This window comes from Winogradskyella sp. SYSU M77433, assembly GCF_029911945.1.
Lineage (GTDB): Bacteria > Bacteroidota > Bacteroidia > Flavobacteriales > Flavobacteriaceae > Winogradskyella.
On record NZ_JARYTG010000002.1, the window covers coordinates 457,324 to 473,929 of the forward strand.

14 protein-coding genes are annotated in these 16,606 nt (G+C 33.5%); 4 read left to right on the plus strand and 10 right to left on the minus strand.

The annotated features are described in order from the left end of the window. Positions 1–306: 306 nt before the first annotated feature. A complete protein-coding gene (locus QGM60_RS05395; protein WP_155088089.1) occupies positions 307–597 on the minus strand; it encodes an HU family DNA-binding protein in 291 nt (96 codons plus the stop codon). 136 nt (positions 598–733) lie between these two features. Here QGM60_RS05395 and mutY point away from each other — a divergent pair, with 136 nt between their 5' ends. From mutY to gldD, 4 genes are all read left to right on the plus strand, one after another. Beyond that, positions 734–1,774: an A/G-specific adenine glycosylase gene (gene mutY / locus QGM60_RS05400; protein ID WP_281139202.1), complete on the plus strand. Its 1,041-nt coding sequence runs from the start codon at positions 734–736 to the stop codon at positions 1,772–1,774. A 78-nt stretch (positions 1,775–1,852) separates the two neighbouring features. Continuing rightward, entirely contained in the window at positions 1,853–2,302 is a 450-nt protein-coding gene (gene ssb, locus QGM60_RS05405) for a single-stranded DNA-binding protein (protein WP_281139203.1), read from the plus strand. A 20-nt stretch (positions 2,303–2,322) separates the two neighbouring features. Beyond that, positions 2,323–3,633 (plus strand): gliding motility-associated protein GldE, encoded by a 1,311-nt coding sequence (locus tag QGM60_RS05410; RefSeq protein ID WP_281139204.1) that lies wholly within the window; start codon positions 2,323–2,325, stop codon positions 3,631–3,633. Between the two features lie 3 nt (positions 3,634–3,636). After that, on the plus strand, positions 3,637–4,221 hold the full coding sequence (gene gldD / locus QGM60_RS05415; RefSeq protein WP_281139205.1) for a gliding motility lipoprotein GldD: 585 nt from the start codon (positions 3,637–3,639) through the stop codon (positions 4,219–4,221). A 50-nt stretch (positions 4,222–4,271) separates the two neighbouring features. Here gldD and QGM60_RS05420 read toward each other — a convergent pair whose 3' ends face one another. The 9 genes from QGM60_RS05420 to QGM60_RS05460 all read right to left on the minus strand — a co-directional run bounded on the left by QGM60_RS05420 (position 4,272) and on the right by QGM60_RS05460 (position 16,405). Beyond that, positions 4,272–5,915, minus strand: a complete 1,644-nt coding sequence (locus tag QGM60_RS05420; RefSeq protein WP_281139206.1) for a choice-of-anchor J domain-containing protein — start codon at positions 5,913–5,915, stop codon at positions 4,272–4,274. 15 nt (positions 5,916–5,930) lie between these two features. Then, entirely contained in the window at positions 5,931–8,468 is a 2,538-nt protein-coding gene (locus QGM60_RS05425) for a carboxypeptidase-like regulatory domain-containing protein (protein ID WP_281139207.1), read from the minus strand. A gap of 161 nt (positions 8,469–8,629) precedes the next feature. Continuing rightward, positions 8,630–10,276 carry a glucose-6-phosphate isomerase gene (gene pgi / locus QGM60_RS05430; protein ID WP_281139208.1) on the minus strand — a complete coding sequence of 549 codons (1,647 nt, stop codon included), beginning with the start codon at positions 10,274–10,276 and terminating at the stop codon, positions 8,630–8,632. Between the two features lie 7 nt (positions 10,277–10,283). After that, the gene (locus tag QGM60_RS05435; RefSeq protein WP_281139209.1) at positions 10,284–11,591 is read right to left on the minus strand and encodes a peptidoglycan DD-metalloendopeptidase family protein; all 1,308 of its coding nucleotides are present in this window, start codon (positions 11,589–11,591) and stop codon (positions 10,284–10,286) included. A gap of 3 nt (positions 11,592–11,594) precedes the next feature. Further along, entirely contained in the window at positions 11,595–12,527 is a 933-nt protein-coding gene (locus QGM60_RS05440) for a tryptophan 2,3-dioxygenase family protein (RefSeq protein WP_281139210.1), read from the minus strand. Positions 12,528–12,535: 8 nt separating this feature from the next. Next, complete coding sequence (locus tag QGM60_RS05445) at positions 12,536–13,315, minus strand: DUF3108 domain-containing protein (protein WP_281139211.1); 780 nt, start codon at positions 13,313–13,315, stop codon at positions 12,536–12,538. A gap of 266 nt (positions 13,316–13,581) precedes the next feature. After that, positions 13,582–14,742 carry a 4-hydroxyphenylpyruvate dioxygenase gene (gene hppD, locus QGM60_RS05450; RefSeq protein ID WP_281139212.1) on the minus strand — a complete coding sequence of 387 codons (1,161 nt, stop codon included), beginning with the start codon at positions 14,740–14,742 and terminating at the stop codon, positions 13,582–13,584. 13 nt (positions 14,743–14,755) lie between these two features. Continuing rightward, on the minus strand, positions 14,756–15,232 hold the full coding sequence (locus QGM60_RS05455) for a CCC motif membrane protein (protein ID WP_281139213.1): 477 nt from the start codon (positions 15,230–15,232) through the stop codon (positions 14,756–14,758). Positions 15,233–15,247: 15 nt separating this feature from the next. Then, positions 15,248–16,405 (minus strand): homogentisate 1,2-dioxygenase, encoded by a 1,158-nt coding sequence (locus QGM60_RS05460; protein ID WP_281139214.1) that lies wholly within the window; start codon positions 16,403–16,405, stop codon positions 15,248–15,250. Between the last annotated feature and the right edge of the window lie 201 nt (positions 16,406–16,606).

Genomic DNA, 16,606 nt, shown 5'->3' on the forward strand with positions numbered 1-16,606 from the left:
ATATCTAGCTCTTCATTGAGTTAGATGGATATTACTAAATTATTTTGACACAGGTTTCCCGAGAGTAATCGGGATTTCCAGCAAACTTAGAAACACTCTATTAAATGTTTTCTAAATTTCTATATCAAAGAACGTTTAAAACTGAAAAAAGTAGTCCTTAAACTACTTTTTTTCAGCTTATTTCTTTTTGTGACGATTAGCGCGTCTACGTTTTTTACGCTTATGCGTCGCTACCTTGTGTCTTTTTCTTTTTTTACCACTTGGCATAATAAATAATGCTTTTAATTAATATTTTGTTTTAATGTTTTAGTTCACTTCAACATTAGTTTTTACACCTTCTAAAAATACTTTAGCTGGTTTAAAAGCTGGGATGTTGTGAGCTGGAATCTTGATGGTAGTATTTTTTGAGATGTTACGACCAGTTTTTTCAGCTCTAGTTTTAATAATAAAGCTTCCAAAACCTCTTAAATAAACATTGTCTCCACCTTCTAAAGAAGATTTTACTTCTTCCATGAAAGTTTCTACTGTTGCTTGAACATCTCCTTTTTCAATACCTAACTTGTCAGATATTTTTGCTACCAAATCGGCTTTTGTCATTGTTACTAGTTTTAGGGGTTACTATAAAATTCTTAAGGGTTGCAAATATAGGTAATTTAATTTCAATATTTCAACCCTAATTAATTAAAATTTAACATGATAAACTTTTAATTTTGTCGCACCATTAAAAAGCTACATGAATTTTAACAAGATTTTAACCTTCTGGTATTCAAATAATAAGCGTGATTTACCGTGGAGAGAAACGCAGAATCCATATCATATTTGGCTATCAGAAATAATTTTACAACAAACGCAAGTAAAGCAAGGATTACCTTATTATGAAGCATTTGTTAAACAATATCCAACCGTTTTTGACCTAGCAAATGCTACAGAAGAAGCCGTCTTAAAACTATGGCAAGGCTTGGGTTATTATTCTAGAGCCAGAAACCTTCATACTGCTTCTAAACATATTGCTTTTAATTTGAAAGGTGAATTTCCAGACAACTATAAGGATCTTTTGAAATTAAAAGGTGTAGGTGATTATACCGCTAGTGCTATTGCTTCAATTGCTTATAATGAACCTGCTGCTGTTGTAGATGGCAATGTGTACCGTGTACTTTCTCGATATTTTGGTATTGAAACTCCTATAAACTCTACTAATGGTATTAAGGAATTTAAAAAACTAGCCGTTTCATTAATTAACAAGGACGAACCCGCTATCTACAACCAAGCTATTATGGAGTTTGGCGCATTACAGTGTAAACCTAAGAATCCTGATTGTGATACATGTCCTTTGAGTGATAGCTGTATTGCACTTCAAAAAAACATGGTGGACCAGCTTCCTGTGAAATTGAAAAAAACTAAAGTTACCACTAAATATTTCAATTTTTTGGTGTGTTTGGATAATGATAAAAATGTCTTATTCGAAAAACGAACGAATAAAGGTATTTGGCAAAATCTTTATCAATTTCCTCTTATAGAATCTAAAAAAAGTTTAGCTGCTGAAGAATTTCATCTTTTAGACTTAAAATCTGTTCAGTTAAAAAGTAGTGTTGTGGATTACTCACTATATAATGATATGGATAAGGTTCATAAATTGTCTCATCAACATCTGCACACTAAATTTTGGATTCTTGAAATGGCAAACCTACCTGATAATGCTATTCCTATAAAAGACATAACGAAATACCCAACACCTGTTCTCATTAGTGAATTCATTGAAGCGTTCAAGTTTTGAGTCTTAAAGAAATCATATTTTTTTTATTACTTTTAATGGAGTACTTTCAAAAACACTAATTTTACAAAAAATATAACTATGTCGGGAACATTGAATAAAGTGATGCTAATTGGGCATTTGGGTGATGAAGTAAAAATGCATTATTTTGATGATAAGAATTGTGTTGGTCGTTTTCCATTGGCAACAAATGAAACCTATACAAACAAACAAACCAACGAACGTGTATCTAACACAGAGTGGCACAATATTGTTGTAAGAAATAAAGCTGCTGAAATTTGTGAAAAATACTTAACCAAAGGCGATAAAGTCTATATTGAAGGTAGAATAAAAACGAGAAAATGGACAGACGACAAAGGTATGGAGCGTTATTCTACAGAAATACAATGTACAGACTTTACTTTTTTGAGTAACAAAAACGAACAGCAAAATAATCCGCAGTCTAACCCTTCGCAAAGTATGGCTCAACCTCAACAGCCTTCTGCTGCTATTAATATGCCAGACAACGAAGATGACGATTTGCCATTCTAATTAATTTAACCTGATTTATCTTGGATCCAGAACCCACGGTTTTAATTTCAAATTTATTAGTCACTAATACCTCGTTTATAACGAGCATTGTATTACTTATTATTCTGCTTATTTGTTCGGCCCTAATTTCTGGAGCTGAAGTGGCCTTGTTTTCTTTAACCAAATCTAATATTGATGAAGGTCTAGAAAACAAATCTGTAAACATGCAGATTATCGCTAATCTACTGGAGCGTCCCAAAAAACTGTTAGCAACTATACTAGTCGCTAATAATTTTATAAATATTGCTATTGTATTGTTGTTTGCATTTATCGGTGAAACACTATTTAAAAATGTGACACATACTATAATTCGGTTTTTATTAGAGGTTGTTTCTGCCACCTTTCTGATTTTATTATTTGGTGAAATTGTTCCTAAAATTTATGCGAGTAGAAATAGCGTAAAGTTCTCTTCATTTATGGCAAGACCTCTAAGGGTCTTAGATGTCATTTTTTCACCTATTAGTTTACCGATGCGATTTGTAACTATAAAAATTCAGAATACCTTTGGGAAACAACGCTCCAATCTTAGTGTAGACCAGCTATCCCAAGCGCTAGAGCTTACAAACGATCAAGACACTACTCAAGAAGAACAGAAACTGTTACAAGGTATTGTTTCTTTCGGTAACACGGACACCAAGCAAGTCATGCGACCACGAATGGATCTGTTCGCTTTAAATATTGCTACTCCATTTGAAACCATCATTAAAGAAATTGTAGAAAATGGTTATTCAAGGATTCCTGTTTTTGAAGAAAATATAGATAACGTAAAAGGCGTACTTTACGTTAAAGATTTATTACCTCATCTTAATAAGAAAACTTTCGATTGGACATCGATTCTTAGAGAACCTTTCTTTGTTCCTGAAAATAAAAAGCTTGATGATTTAATGGTAGAATTCCAAACCAAAAAAGTGCATTTAGCTGTTGTTGTAGACGAATATGGTGGCACCTCAGGCCTCGTATCTTTAGAAGATATTATTGAAGAAATCGTAGGTGATATTAGTGATGAATATGACGATGAAGATCTTATCTTTACAAAATTAGACGATAACAATTATAGCTTTGAAGGTAAGACCGCTTTAAAAGATCTATATAAGATATTGAGCATTGAAGGTGAAAATGATTTTGAAACCGTTAAAGGCGAAGCCGAAACTTTAGCCGGTTTTGTTTTAGAGATTTCAGGAGGTTTCCCAAGAGTCGGGAGTAAAATAAATTTCAAAAATTACGTTTTTACTATTGAAGCTTTGGAGAAAAAACGGATTAAGCAGATAAAACTAACTATACTTAATAACTAAGTAATGAAACGAATTGTAATACCAATATTAAGTCTTTTTTTAATGGGTTGTGGTGACGACCCTCTACCTAGGCCAAAAGGATATCTAAGGCTAGAATATCCAAAGGCTAGTTATAAAAAGACCAATATTCCTTTACCATTTTCGTTTGAAAAGAATACATTATCAGATCCGATTAAAGCCGTTAAATCAACAAGCAATGCCAAAGGTGTGGATGTTAAATATCCTAACCTAAAAGCTACCATTTATCTTACATATAAAGAAGTTAACGAGAATAATCTAGACAGCTTATTACGTGATGCGCAAAACCTCACCCAAAAACATACAATGAAAGCCGATGAAATATCGAGCAGTGTTTTTGAAAACGAAAAGAAAAAGGTTTACGGCATGCTTTACGAAGTTGGTGGTGATGCCGCATCGCAATCTCAGTTTTACGTTACAGATAGTTTAAAACACTTTTTAAGTGGCTCTTTATACTTTTACGCCAAGCCTAATTATGACTCTATTTTTCCTGCTTCTGAATACCTTAAGAAGGATATTAAGCATATTATGGAAAGCTTAGAATGGAAGAAATTTAATTTCTATAAATAAAAAAAAGCCTATCAAAATTGATAGGCTTTTTTATTAGTATTTGTGAAAGTTTATTCTTGATAAACCCATTCACCTCCCATTTTTATAACAGCAAAATCTTCAGTACCATTACTACCATTATATATATCTATAGTAACAATATATTTTTGCTCTTCCTCAGCAGAAGGATCTAATTCATCTAATACAATATTAATAGCATCAAGAACCATAGGATTTGTCCATTCTGCTGGATTCCCAGATCTTCTGTCCATGTTACCATAATTATCCATACTAGTTGTAGCTTCAGGATAAATAGAGCTTAATGCAGCAACTATAGCTGCATAATCATCAGGACCCATAGTATATCTAATAGTATTGTCTGGTACCCAAACACCATCCTCAAATCCAAATTGTAAAGTCGTAGAAATTACACTCTCATGACCTGACCATACACCATTCATATATGTATAAGAATTACCTCTTATTTGAGCTCCGCTTGAACTTGAATAATAATCATAAATTACTAATAATTCATCTTCTTCTTGAGCATAAGGGAATGTTAACTCTAAGAATGTTGGTAAATAATTGTCTGGTGGTATTGAGCTACCAAAATTATCATATTGTCCTGGTTGACCTGATCCTTCACCCATTGAGTCAAAATCCATAGAGCTTAAGTAATAAACACCTTCAACTGCTTCCCAAGCACCACCTGAATACATAAAGTACTCACCTTTAGAGTTAGTTTCACCTGTAGCACCTAATGTCTTAATTTTCAAACTTTCAATTCTCCATCTAGCAGCATCAGAATCTGATGATTCGTATCTGAAAGCAACATTGATAACTTCCCCATCATAAGCAGAAAAATCATAATCTTCTGAAGACGCCATATCACCAGTTGCAGGATTTGCTAGGATAATTTCATCCCAAGTAGCAGTTAAAACATCACCTGAATAATCTGTAGACACATATATCTTTAATAAAGATGCATCACCAGCATAATCTAACTCTTGAGTAATTTGAAATTTAAGATCGCTTTCCCCTGTCAAGTCAATTGTTGGAGACACCAACCACTCTGTATTTGCAACTTGACCACCAAAGTAACTATTACCCTGAACGTAACCTGATTGAGAAGTCCAAACATCATCACCACCAAATTCTTCAGCGACAGTCCAACCCTCAAAACTTCCTGCAAAGTTATAAGATACCAAATCTGCTAACCCAACTTCTGGTTCTTCAGTATATTGATCATATTTAGCCAAAACTATTTGTCCCTCTACTGGACTTGCAACTTGTGCATCAAGAATTGCTGGTATTTCATCAGTCGCATCTACATCTGGATAGAACCCAAAAGCATCACTTCCTGCTGTTGCATAATCAGAATTTGTAAACTCATATATGTCAGCGTTTGTATAATCACTCACACCTTCTGCAGAACCTATGTATAGTTCATAACCTACTAATACCTGAGATCCTTCACCCCAAAATGGATACATCTCCTCTAATAATTGAGGTATAGAATCCTTAGCTTGTTGTTCAGAATCAAAACTTCCAAAACCTAAGCTTAAGGCATCGTAATCATCACTAGTTAATGTATAACTATCAGTACCAATAATTGGATCAGCACTAGTATCTAAGCCATCATAGATGTCTTCCATTGGATTACAACCTACGAAGATTGTTCCAAAAATTGCTAAGCAATAAATTATTCTTTTCATTTTAATTGTTTTTTTTTAAAAGTTAACTCTAAGACCTACACTGTAAGTTCTTCCTGGACCGAAATAAACCTGCGCTGTTGAAGCAGTACCATCTATATCGTTAGCATCTGAAACATATTCAGTATTAAAAACGTTGTTTATTTTACCTGTTAAAGTAGCTTCAAATGATCCCATTTGGAATGTATGTCTCATACCTAAATCGAATAAGCCAAAATCAGGAAGTTGCCAAACATCATTTGTATTACTACTACTTCTGTTAGTCACATCATAAGAAGCGTAATTGTCTCCTGCAAAGTTATAATCAAAATAAATATTAGACTTTGGTGCTAATTGATAATCAGCTCCTAAAGCAAACGTGGTTTGCGCAGCATCACCTACTTTAATTCCATCAGCATAAACCTCAATAGGATCACCAACTTGCTCTCCTGCTTGATCTCTTACAATTGCAGAAACATTACTTTTCCATTTCCAGTCACCTAATGAAGCCATACCAGTAACAGTTAACTCATCAGTTGCTTTATATCTAAAATCTAATTCTATACCTTGGTGTAATGCATCTATACCTAAAACGTTGTAAAAGAAGATATCATCACCTGTTCCTATTGATCCTGAGTAAGACTTATCTAACCAGTTAGTATAGTAAATATTAACATTAGCACTTAATTTCTCACCACGGAAACCATATCCTAATTCCGCACTAAATACCTTTTCATTAACTGCATCTTCGTTAGCATCAATACCATCTTCATCTAAAAATACAGAATCTAAAAATGGAGGTCTAGAGAAATAACCTACATTAAGAAATACATTGTTATTTGAATCTAAATTATAGTTTCCACCACCTTTGAAACCATATCCTACAAAGTTAACAGCATCTGATGATCTGCTACCTGTTATAGTATTATTCATATATTCTTTTTGCTTGTAACTACTGTTAGAAACATCGGCCGCTACAAAGATATTGAAAGCATCTGTAACTTGATATTCTGCTTGACCGAACAGTCCATATCTTACAACAATACCATCGTAGTCTTTATTGTATTTATCTCCAACCTTTAACGGTTTTCCAAAAGCAAATGTGTCTGTTTCATTATCTAAGAAGAACTGACCTCCTAATAAATCATCCACTTGGTACCAGTGAGAACCAATGTAATAACGACCATCAAAACCACCAGAAATAGTTAATGCATCATTAACTCTATTTTTATAAGAAGATAAGATTCCATACCACTCATGAGAGTTTCTAGAAGATGAAATAATATCTGTAGAACCATTTACACCATTTGCTCTATTCTCTTCAACGATTCTATCAAAATCAATTGGCTGTAAACCTGCTGAACCAATTCTATATTCGCTAGAACCAATCTTAGTACCTTCATCTCTTCTACCACCACCTGAACCAAAAGATGCATATAATGCAGTAGAAAGAGCTGATTTGTCATTTATATTCCATAAATGATTTATAGACATTTGTGGCTTATGGTAAAAGTTAAATGATTGGTGGTAAACTTCCCCGTTTTTATATCCCCAATCCTTATTAGCTCTTCTTGGACCAGAATCAGTAGCCTGAAGTTCTGCGATTGTTGAGCGATTGTAACGCTGACCATGTTCTTGCTGTGCTCCAAATGCAGTGAACGATAATCTATGAGCATCATTTATTTGCTGAGACAAGCTAATAAAATAATTATATCCTGAGAATTCTGTTCCGTCTACATAGCCATCACCTCCAATTTTTGAAGCACTAACCGTAGCTGCAAATCCTTTGTCAGAAAGACCTGTGGAATAAGTCATTCCATACTTTAAATAACCATTATTACCTATGCTAGACATTATACTTCCTCCTTTTACAGCATCAGTAGTTTTTGTAATAATATTTATAGTACCACCAACAGAAGATACCGCTACTTTAGAAGCCCCAAGACCTCTCTGAACTTGCATTTGAGATGTTACATCACCTAACCCAGCCCAGTTACTCCAATATACAGCACCATTTTCCATGTCATTAACAGGTACACCGTTAATCATTACAGCAACATTTTCTGAATCAAAACCTCTTAAGTTGATTCTACCATCACCATAACCACCACCTGCTCTAGTAGCATAAACACCTGGTGTTGATTTTAAAATTTCAGGAAATTCTTGAGTACTTAATTTTAAAGAAATCTCTTCTGCTCTAATCGTAGAAACCGCTACAGGAGTCTTTCTATCAACAGCAACAGAAGCAACAATCATAATTTCATCAAGACCAACTTCACTAGACATTAATGTAATACTTCCTAAATCGGTATTACCATCAAAAGTAAATGTTTGAGATATGTAACCTACATACGAAATCACAACCTCACCAGAACCTGAATCTGTAGTAATTGTGAAATTACCATCAAAATCAGTAGTAGCGCCAGTTGTAGTACCTTTAATTATTACATTGGCACCAGGTAAAGGTGAATTAAAATCACCATCTATCACTTTACCTGTGATAGTGGTTTGTGCATACATAACTGTTGAGAACAATGTCAAAACAGCAATACATAAAAATTGATTAAATTTTTTCATTATAAAATTTAAGTTAATTGGTTTTTCATCAGCGCAAAATTACGCATTAACCTAGCTGTAACATTAACTTAATGTTAACAATTAGTCGACGCGAAGTTAATTATAGAATCGCCAATATTATGCACGCACAATTAAAATTTATTAAAACTTTTTAACAAATTTTAACAATTCTTCTTATAAAAGTCGACTAAATTTTGAGTAGAAGCATCATGATGTGAAGAAATAGCATCATTTTGAAGTTCTTTAAGTATAGATTTTGCTAATTGCTTACCTAATTCCACACCAAATTGATCGTAACTGTATATGTTCCAGATAATACCCTGTACAAATATTTTGTGCTCGTACATAGCAATAAGTTTACCTAAACTTTCTGGAGATAACTTTTTAATCAATAAAGAAGTTGTTGGTTTGTTACCATCGAATATTTTGAAAGGTAGGAGTACGTCTATTTCTTCTTGAGAAAGATTCTGAGAATTTAACTCTTGTAAAACTTCAGTTTCTGTTTTACCATTCATGAGAGCTTCTGTCTGTGCAAAGTAGTTAGACATTAACTTATCATGATGATCTTTATTTCCATATAAAGATTCTATAAAGCCTATAAAATCCGCTGGAATTAACTTGGTTCCTTGATGGATTAATTGAAAGAAAGCGTGTTGAGAGTTTGTTCCTGGTTCGCCCCAAATAATAGTTCCAGTTTGATAGTCTACCTTATTCCCTGACCTATCTACACTCTTACCATTGCTTTCCATAATACCTTGCTGAAGGTAAGTAGCAAACTGATTTAAATATTGTGTATACGGAATAACTGCTTCGCTTTCTACTTTAAAAAAGTTATTGTACCAAACTGTTAACAATGCAGAAGTTACAGGGATATTGGCATTAAAGTCTGCAGTTTTAAAATGCTCATCCATTTTATAAGCACCTTCTAATAAACTTTCAAAATTCTGATAACCTAAGGCAAGACTTATGGATAAGCCTACAGCACTCCAAAGTGAAAAACGTCCACCAACCCAGTCTTTCATAGGGAAGATATTCTCTTCAGCAATTCCGAATGCTTTTACGCTATCAACATTTGTGGAAACAGCCACAAAATGATTAGAAACCGCTTCTTCTGGTTGAGATTCTAAAAACCATGCTCTTATTGAATTGGCATTAGAAAGTGTTTCTTGAGTTGTAAATGTCTTTGAAACAATTACAAACAATGTAGTTTCAGGATTTAAATTCTTTATAATTTCTTTGTGATGATCACCATCTACATTACTTACAAAATGCGTATTGAGATGATTTTTGTAAAACTGTAGTGAATCTACAACCATTGCTGGTCCAAGATCTGAACCTCCAATACCAATATTTACAATATCTGTAATGTTTTTACCAGTATACCCTTTGTGTATTCCATTAACTACAGCATTAGTAAAGTCTTCAATTTTTTTCTTTACAGCATGTACTTCAGGAATAACATCTTCGCCACCTACCAAAACTTTAGCCTTTTTTGGAGCTCTTAACGCTGTATGCAAAACTGCTCTTCCTTCTGTGGCGTTTATAATTTCACCTTCGAAATATTTTGAAATCGCATCTTTTAAATCTACTTCGTTAGCTAGCTCTACAAGAAGGTTTAAAGTTTCTTTGGTAATTCTATTTTTTGAAAAATCTGCATAAAAATCATCCCATTTTATTGTTAACTCATCAGCTCTTTTTTCATTTGAGCTAAATAAATCTCTCAAATGCTCGGTCTTTATATCTTCAAAATGTGCTTGAAGTTTACTCCATGCGTTTGTAGTAGTTGGGTTGGTTGATTTTAATGCCATTTTTGATTTATGATATTGGGTTTTCTGAAATTGAGTTTTCTTTTTCTTTTGGTTCTGCTTCTAAGAAAAAGATGTTGTCCAATCGTTGTTTTATCGGTGCTATATAGTCTAAATATTTAATTTTTAAACTATCTGAAATAGGCTCTGCCTCTGGCAATTTCTGTTTAAAAGGATCTACCTGTTTTCCATTTTTCCAAAAGCGATAACACACATGCGGACCACCAGTATTACCTGTCATTCCAACCCAACCTATTATATCACCTTGTTTTACAAACTGACCTTTTTTCACGTTTTGGGCTTTCATATGGAGGTATTGGGTAGAGTAAGTTGCATTATGTCTAATTTTTACATATTTACCATTACCTCCTCTTCTTGTAGACTCTGTCACAGTTCCATTTGCTGTAGCCATGATTGGTGTTCCTACAGGAGCTGCGAAATCAGTTCCTTTATGCGGACGAATTTTATAGCCATAATAAGCTATACGGCGTTTTAGGTTGTAACGCGATGAAATTCTACTAAACTGTACTGGTGCTTTCAAAAACGCTCGTCTTAAGTTCTTAGCATCTTCATTAAAGTAGTCTCTAATTCCTTTAATAGAATCTGTTTCAAACTGAAACGCATATAAAGAGTCTCCATTATGCTCAAAATAAGCAGCTTTCACATTATGAACACCTGCATAAATAGTATCATCTATGTATTTGTCTGTATAAATAACTTTGAAACGATCACCTTTTTGAAGCCTTCTAAAATCTATGGTCCAGGCATAGATATCATCTGCCATTTTATAGGCTAATCTTTGACTTAGACCTTTTTCTTCTAAAGTTTGTGATATGTTATTTTCAATAACTCCAGTTGCTGTTTTTTCAATATAAGTTATTGGTTTTCTGCTTGTATACGCATGAATAGAATCTTTAAGATTGATAACTACGTATTGCTCTTGATTAGGTTGATAGATAAATGTTTCAGGGCTTGGTAAACTATCGTTTACAGATTCCTTAGAGTATAAAAGTGTAAAAGGTTTTCCTGGTATAACCTTAGTAACATCAAAAGAGTCCTTAGTCCTTTCTGCAATTTGAAAAATTTGAGGGTACCCTATATTATGACGACCCATAATTTCACCAAAAGTATCTCCTTTTCTAATGGTGTCTCGTTTAACCTCATAATCCTTAAGATTAAAACCAAATTCTAATATTTTCTCCTCTTCAACGATTTCGGCAAGTTCCTTTTCTTCTACTTTTTCAGCAGAATTATCATCTTTACATGCCCAAATGCTCACAGCAATAAAAACTATTGCCACATATTTTTTTAAATGCATTAATTATAAGTTATTTCCCCAGTTGTCTAATTCTTCTTTACTCCATAATTCTGGAAAGAATATACGCTTCTGATATTTTGGATGCATATACTTTTTCCAATCACTACCTCCTGTTGCCTCTCCATCACCAAGACCACTTTCTATATAATGAACAGCTGTATTATAATGAGCCATTACCCACGTTACATTGACTGTATAATCGTAATGACGCATCGCTTTCACCAAATCTTCATCTTTTTGATCTTCTGGCGGCAACTCTTTAAAACGTGTCCAAAGATTTTTGGTATTATAAGTTTCCATAAATCTTAAAAACTCGTCTTTGTATCGTTTTTCAAAATTAACTAAAAGTGTTGATTTTTTCCCAGTTTTATGATCTTTTCCTGCCGCTTGCCAATACAAGTGCTCAAAGGCATGAGTATAAGGAGTGTTTCGGTCTATATTTGCTCTAAATCTGTAATCAATTAGATTAATAAGTTCTGTAGAAGCAAATTCTATAAGTCTGTATTGTGCACTTTGGAATCCACTTGCAGGTGTTAAAGTGTATCTAAACTTCATATATTGCTCCACTTCCATACCTTCTCTCATAATGTTGAAAGAGGTTGTGAGCATATCAAAATAGCGACTGATACGCATTATTTTACTTTCGAAAAAAGTAGCATCTAAATTTTCTCTTTCTGCTACTTGATGAATTTCCCAAAGTATCATCTTAAAAATAAGCTCATTGATTTGATGATAGGCTATAAAAACCATTTCATCAGGAAGTGTAGTGCGCTGGTTCTGAAGACTTAAAAGCGCATCAGTTTGTATATAATCCCAATATGTAATCGGCTTGCTATAAAGCAAGCCGTATAAGTGGTCATCAGTATCTTGATCTATTGCAGTGTACTTTTTTTGAAGCTCTTTTACAATATCATCAAATTTATGTAAATCGTGCATATATTATATTAATCAAATTCTATGTTGAAAGAATGTTTTAAGCCTTTAAAAGCTACTAAATCTGCTCTTAAAGAACCTACAGCTAAATCCGCTTTAATCTTCAAAGGTATTTTATTTTTATCAGCACTTACCCATAAAGTTAAACTTTCTTCTTCCTTAAAAACCCTACCTGCCATTACGTATGGTCTAAATTTTAGAGTTTTTACTTTACCAAATTCTGTCTTTATTGTTTCCCTACCTAAATACTTTAGTTTAAAACCAAAGTTTTCCTCATCGAAAAACATGTTAGTTTGAATTTCATCACCATGCTTCAGGTTATCTATATCAATACTATTCCTAAGGTAATAGTACATGGATACCATGTCTTGAACATCTTTCTCAGTAGCGAAAGTTTCAACCTGTTTCTTTTTCTTATTATTAACTGTAGCTTTTCGCGCTTTATGGTCGAAATCTATTTCTATATCTTTAGTATGACCTCCTTCATCTATCTTTCTGATAAACTTATAAGGCACACCAGTTTCTTTATCGAAGTAACTTTCGTACCTATCTTTTACTTTGAAAAACCACTTTATAGCACCTGTGGTCCAACCTTTACCAACAACATGATAAACTTGCTTACCATCTAAAGTTGTATCCTTTAAAGTTAAGGTCGCATTTCCGGCTTTTAAAAAGCCACTATAGCTCATTTCGAACTTAAACCATTCCCCTTCTTGGAAAGCAGATTCTTTTTGTGAACTTGGAGCGTGAAACCCTACAAATAATAATATAATTGTAAATAAATGTTTCATAATTTCTAGTTTGTAAATTTAATCAATTGCACACATTTGCTGTGTTACCAATATCACAAATACAATTACTGTTCCAAATGTATTAAAAGCTTGAATTACAATCCAAAAACCTTAGATTAATTTATAATTATTTCTGTTAATGCTCACATTTTTAAACTTTAACGATGTTATAGTAGAGCTAATCAAAACATATAAATTATATGTGAGAATAGAGTTGGTTTTTTGTCAGCGCGTTTAACAGTTAAGGAGTTAAACGCGCTATTTTTTTATAATGTTCCTCTTTTTTCTTGCTCTCTTTCAATAGACTCAAACAACGCTTTAAAGTTACCTGCACCAAAACCACGAGCTCCCATTCGCTGAATAATTTCGAAGAACAACGTTGGTCTATCTTCAACTGGCTTCGTAAAAATCTGAAGCAAATACCCTTCTTCATCCGCATCTATCATAATACCCAGACTTTTTAGGGTCTCTATATCTTCACGAAGTTCATGACTAAATTCTTCTAAACGTCCAGGAACAGCTCTATAATATTCTTCTGGTGGAATGGATAAAAACTCAACACCTCTACTTCGTAAGTCCGAAACGGTTTTTATAATATCATCAGTTGCCACAGCTATGTGTTGCACACCTGCTCCTTCATAAAAATCTAAATACTCTTCAATCTGTGAACGTTTTTTTCCTTCTGCAGGTTCATTAATCGGAAATTTGATACGACCATTTCCGTTACTCATTACTTTACTCATTAAAGCTGAGTATTCGGTATGTATTTGCTTATCATCAAAGGATAAGAAATTCACAAATCCCATAACATCTTCATACCATTTTACCCAAGTATTCATTTCACCCCAACCAACATTACCAACCATGTGGTCTATATATTTTAGACCTACTGGTTCTGGATTATAATCTGATTCCCATTTTTCAAACTTAGGCATAAATACTCCGTTGTAGTTTTTACGCTCTACAAACATATGAACCGTCTCACCATAGGTATAAATTCCAGCTCTGACCACTTCTCCGTATTCATCTTCTTCAACCATAGGTTCCATAAAAGATTTTGCACCACGCTTGGTCGTTTCTTCGTAAGCACTTCTGGCATCTTCTACCCAAAGTGCCACAACTTTAACTCCGTCTCCGTGTTTAACAATATGATTGTTTATAGGATGTTTAGAGTTTAAAGGTGTGGTAAGCACTAATCTTATTTTATCTTGCTTTAGCACATAACTTACTGTTTCCTTTGAACCAGTTTCTAATCCTTTATAAGCATAGGATTGGAAACCAAATGCCGTTTTGTAGAAATGTGCAGCTTGTTTTGCATTACCCACATAAAATTCTACATAATCGGTTCCTAAAAGAGGAAGAAAATCTTGAGCTCCGTCAAATATTTTTTCCAAACCGTAGTTTACACTTTCTATTTCTTTTGCCATAATATTTTAGTTTTTATTCTTGAATTGAATCTAGGTTAATAGAGTCTATTTCTTCTTCTATAATATAATCATCGTCTCCCCAAGTATCTGTAGAGTCGGTTGTTTCTTCATAATACTCATAATCAGGATAGGTTGATTGCCTCTCCATTTCTGAAGCCATAGAACCAAAAAGGGTTAAAAATGATAATACAGCTGCACCATAAAGAAAATAATACCCAATCATAATCAAGGATACTATACCACTAATTGGGATAGCTATGATATTTAAAATTCTTCCTGTATTAACATTCTTATAGCTCTGCTCTAAATACAATTCTTCATTTTCTCTATACAGCGCTATACTTTTATTAGCTTTTACAAGTCCTATAATACTTAATACTAAAGCAGCTACAGCTAACAAGCCACAACAAAACCCTATCAATACTATTGATAGTGATATTATCCCTAAGGTCATTGCCCCAGAATCTGCTGGTAATTTTTTTTGGTTCATTAAATATTTCTATAATTATTCTAACCAAGATTTGAAGTAATCTTCGTCTGCTATTTCTAAAGCTTCTTCTGTAACTTTAAGAGGCTTAAATGTATCTACCATTACAGCCAACTCATCTGTTTTTACTTTTCCGATACTGCGTTCCATGGCTCCTGGATGCGGTCCATGAGGAATACCTGCAGGATGTAACGAGATATGTCCTGCAGCAATATCATTTCTACTCATAAAATCACCATCTACATAATACAACACCTCATCACTATCTATATTACTATGATTATAAGGCGCTGGCACTGCTAATGGATGATAATCATACAAACGTGGCACAAAACTACAGACTACAAAAGCATCGGTCTCAAAAGTTTGGTGCACTGGAGGTGGTTGATGCACACGACCAGTTATGGGTTCGAAATCGTGAATTGAAAAGGCGTATGGATAGTTATAACCATCATACCCTACAACATCAAAAGGATGCGAGGCATAAACCATATCGAAAATTTCGTCTTGTTTTTTTATTTTGATGAGAAACTCACCAGATTCATTATAAGTTTCCAATTCTTGAGGCTGTCTTAAATCACGTTCACAAAACGGCGAATGCTCTAATAATTGTCCGAACCAATTACGATAACGTTTTGGTGTGTATATTGGACGATAAGATTCTACAATAAACAATCTGTTGTCTTCAGTATCAAAATCTAACTTGTAGATTATACCTCTTGGCACCAAAAGATAATCACCATATTTAAAATCTAAATTCCCTAAATGCGTTCTTAATTTTCCTGAGCCTTTATGGATGAAGATTAGCTCATCGGCATCTGTGTTTTTATAAAAATAATCTTTCGTGGATTGTTTTGGTGCTGCCAAGATGATATTACAATCACTATTAGTCAATACAATTTTACGACTGTCTAAATAATCATTTTCTGGTTTTACTTTAAATCCGTGAAAACGGTAAGATTGCATATTATTTGCCTTTGCAACCTTTGGCGCTACACTGTACTGCTTCCTTATTTCTTTTACTTGTGTTGGTCGTTGTTCATGATAACTATTGGTAGACATACCATCGAAACCAATAGTACCAAACAATTGCTCATAGTAAAAGTCACCATTAGACTTTTTAAACTGTGTATGACGTTTTGGTGGAATCTCCCCTAATTTATGATAAAATGGCATTGCAAAATTGTTTAATTGTTGAATTGTTTATTCGTTTACTTGAAGCAAAAGACTAAACGTTTTAAAGGTACAAAAATTGAAATTTAATATGGTAGATGAGATTCTTAATTTATCTCAGCTAACAGCACAATTATTCTGGATTCCTTTTGATAAGGAAGTGTAAATGAAGTTTTAAGTTTGGCCAGAATGGTTTCATAGTGT

Bases quoted from the DNA above. Each gene is read 5' to 3' on its own strand.
- QGM60_RS05395 (WP_155088089.1), bottom strand. From the start codon at position 597: ATGACAAAAGCCGATTTGGTAGCAAAAATATCTGACAAGTTAGGTATT.
- mutY (WP_281139202.1), top strand. From the start codon at position 734: ATGAATTTTAACAAGATTTTAACCTTCTGGTATTCAAATAATAAGCGT.
- ssb (WP_281139203.1), top strand. From the start codon at position 1,853: ATGTCGGGAACATTGAATAAAGTGATGCTAATTGGGCATTTGGGTGAT.
- gldD (WP_281139205.1), top strand. From the start codon at position 3,637: ATGAAACGAATTGTAATACCAATATTAAGTCTTTTTTTAATGGGTTGT.
- QGM60_RS05420 (WP_281139206.1), bottom strand. From the start codon at position 5,915: ATGAAAAGAATAATTTATTGCTTAGCAATTTTTGGAACAATCTTCGTA.
- QGM60_RS05425 (WP_281139207.1), bottom strand. From the start codon at position 8,468: ATGAAAAAATTTAATCAATTTTTATGTATTGCTGTTTTGACATTGTTC.
- pgi (WP_281139208.1), bottom strand. From the start codon at position 10,276: ATGGCATTAAAATCAACCAACCCAACTACTACAAACGCATGGAGTAAA.
- QGM60_RS05435 (WP_281139209.1), bottom strand. From the start codon at position 11,591: ATGCATTTAAAAAAATATGTGGCAATAGTTTTTATTGCTGTGAGCATT.
- QGM60_RS05440 (WP_281139210.1), bottom strand. From the start codon at position 12,527: ATGCACGATTTACATAAATTTGATGATATTGTAAAAGAGCTTCAAAAA.
- QGM60_RS05445 (WP_281139211.1), bottom strand. From the start codon at position 13,315: ATGAAACATTTATTTACAATTATATTATTATTTGTAGGGTTTCACGCT.
- hppD (WP_281139212.1), bottom strand. From the start codon at position 14,742: ATGGCAAAAGAAATAGAAAGTGTAAACTACGGTTTGGAAAAAATATTT.
- QGM60_RS05455 (WP_281139213.1), bottom strand. From the start codon at position 15,232: ATGAACCAAAAAAAATTACCAGCAGATTCTGGGGCAATGACCTTAGGG.
- QGM60_RS05460 (WP_281139214.1), bottom strand. From the start codon at position 16,405: ATGCCATTTTATCATAAATTAGGGGAGATTCCACCAAAACGTCATACA.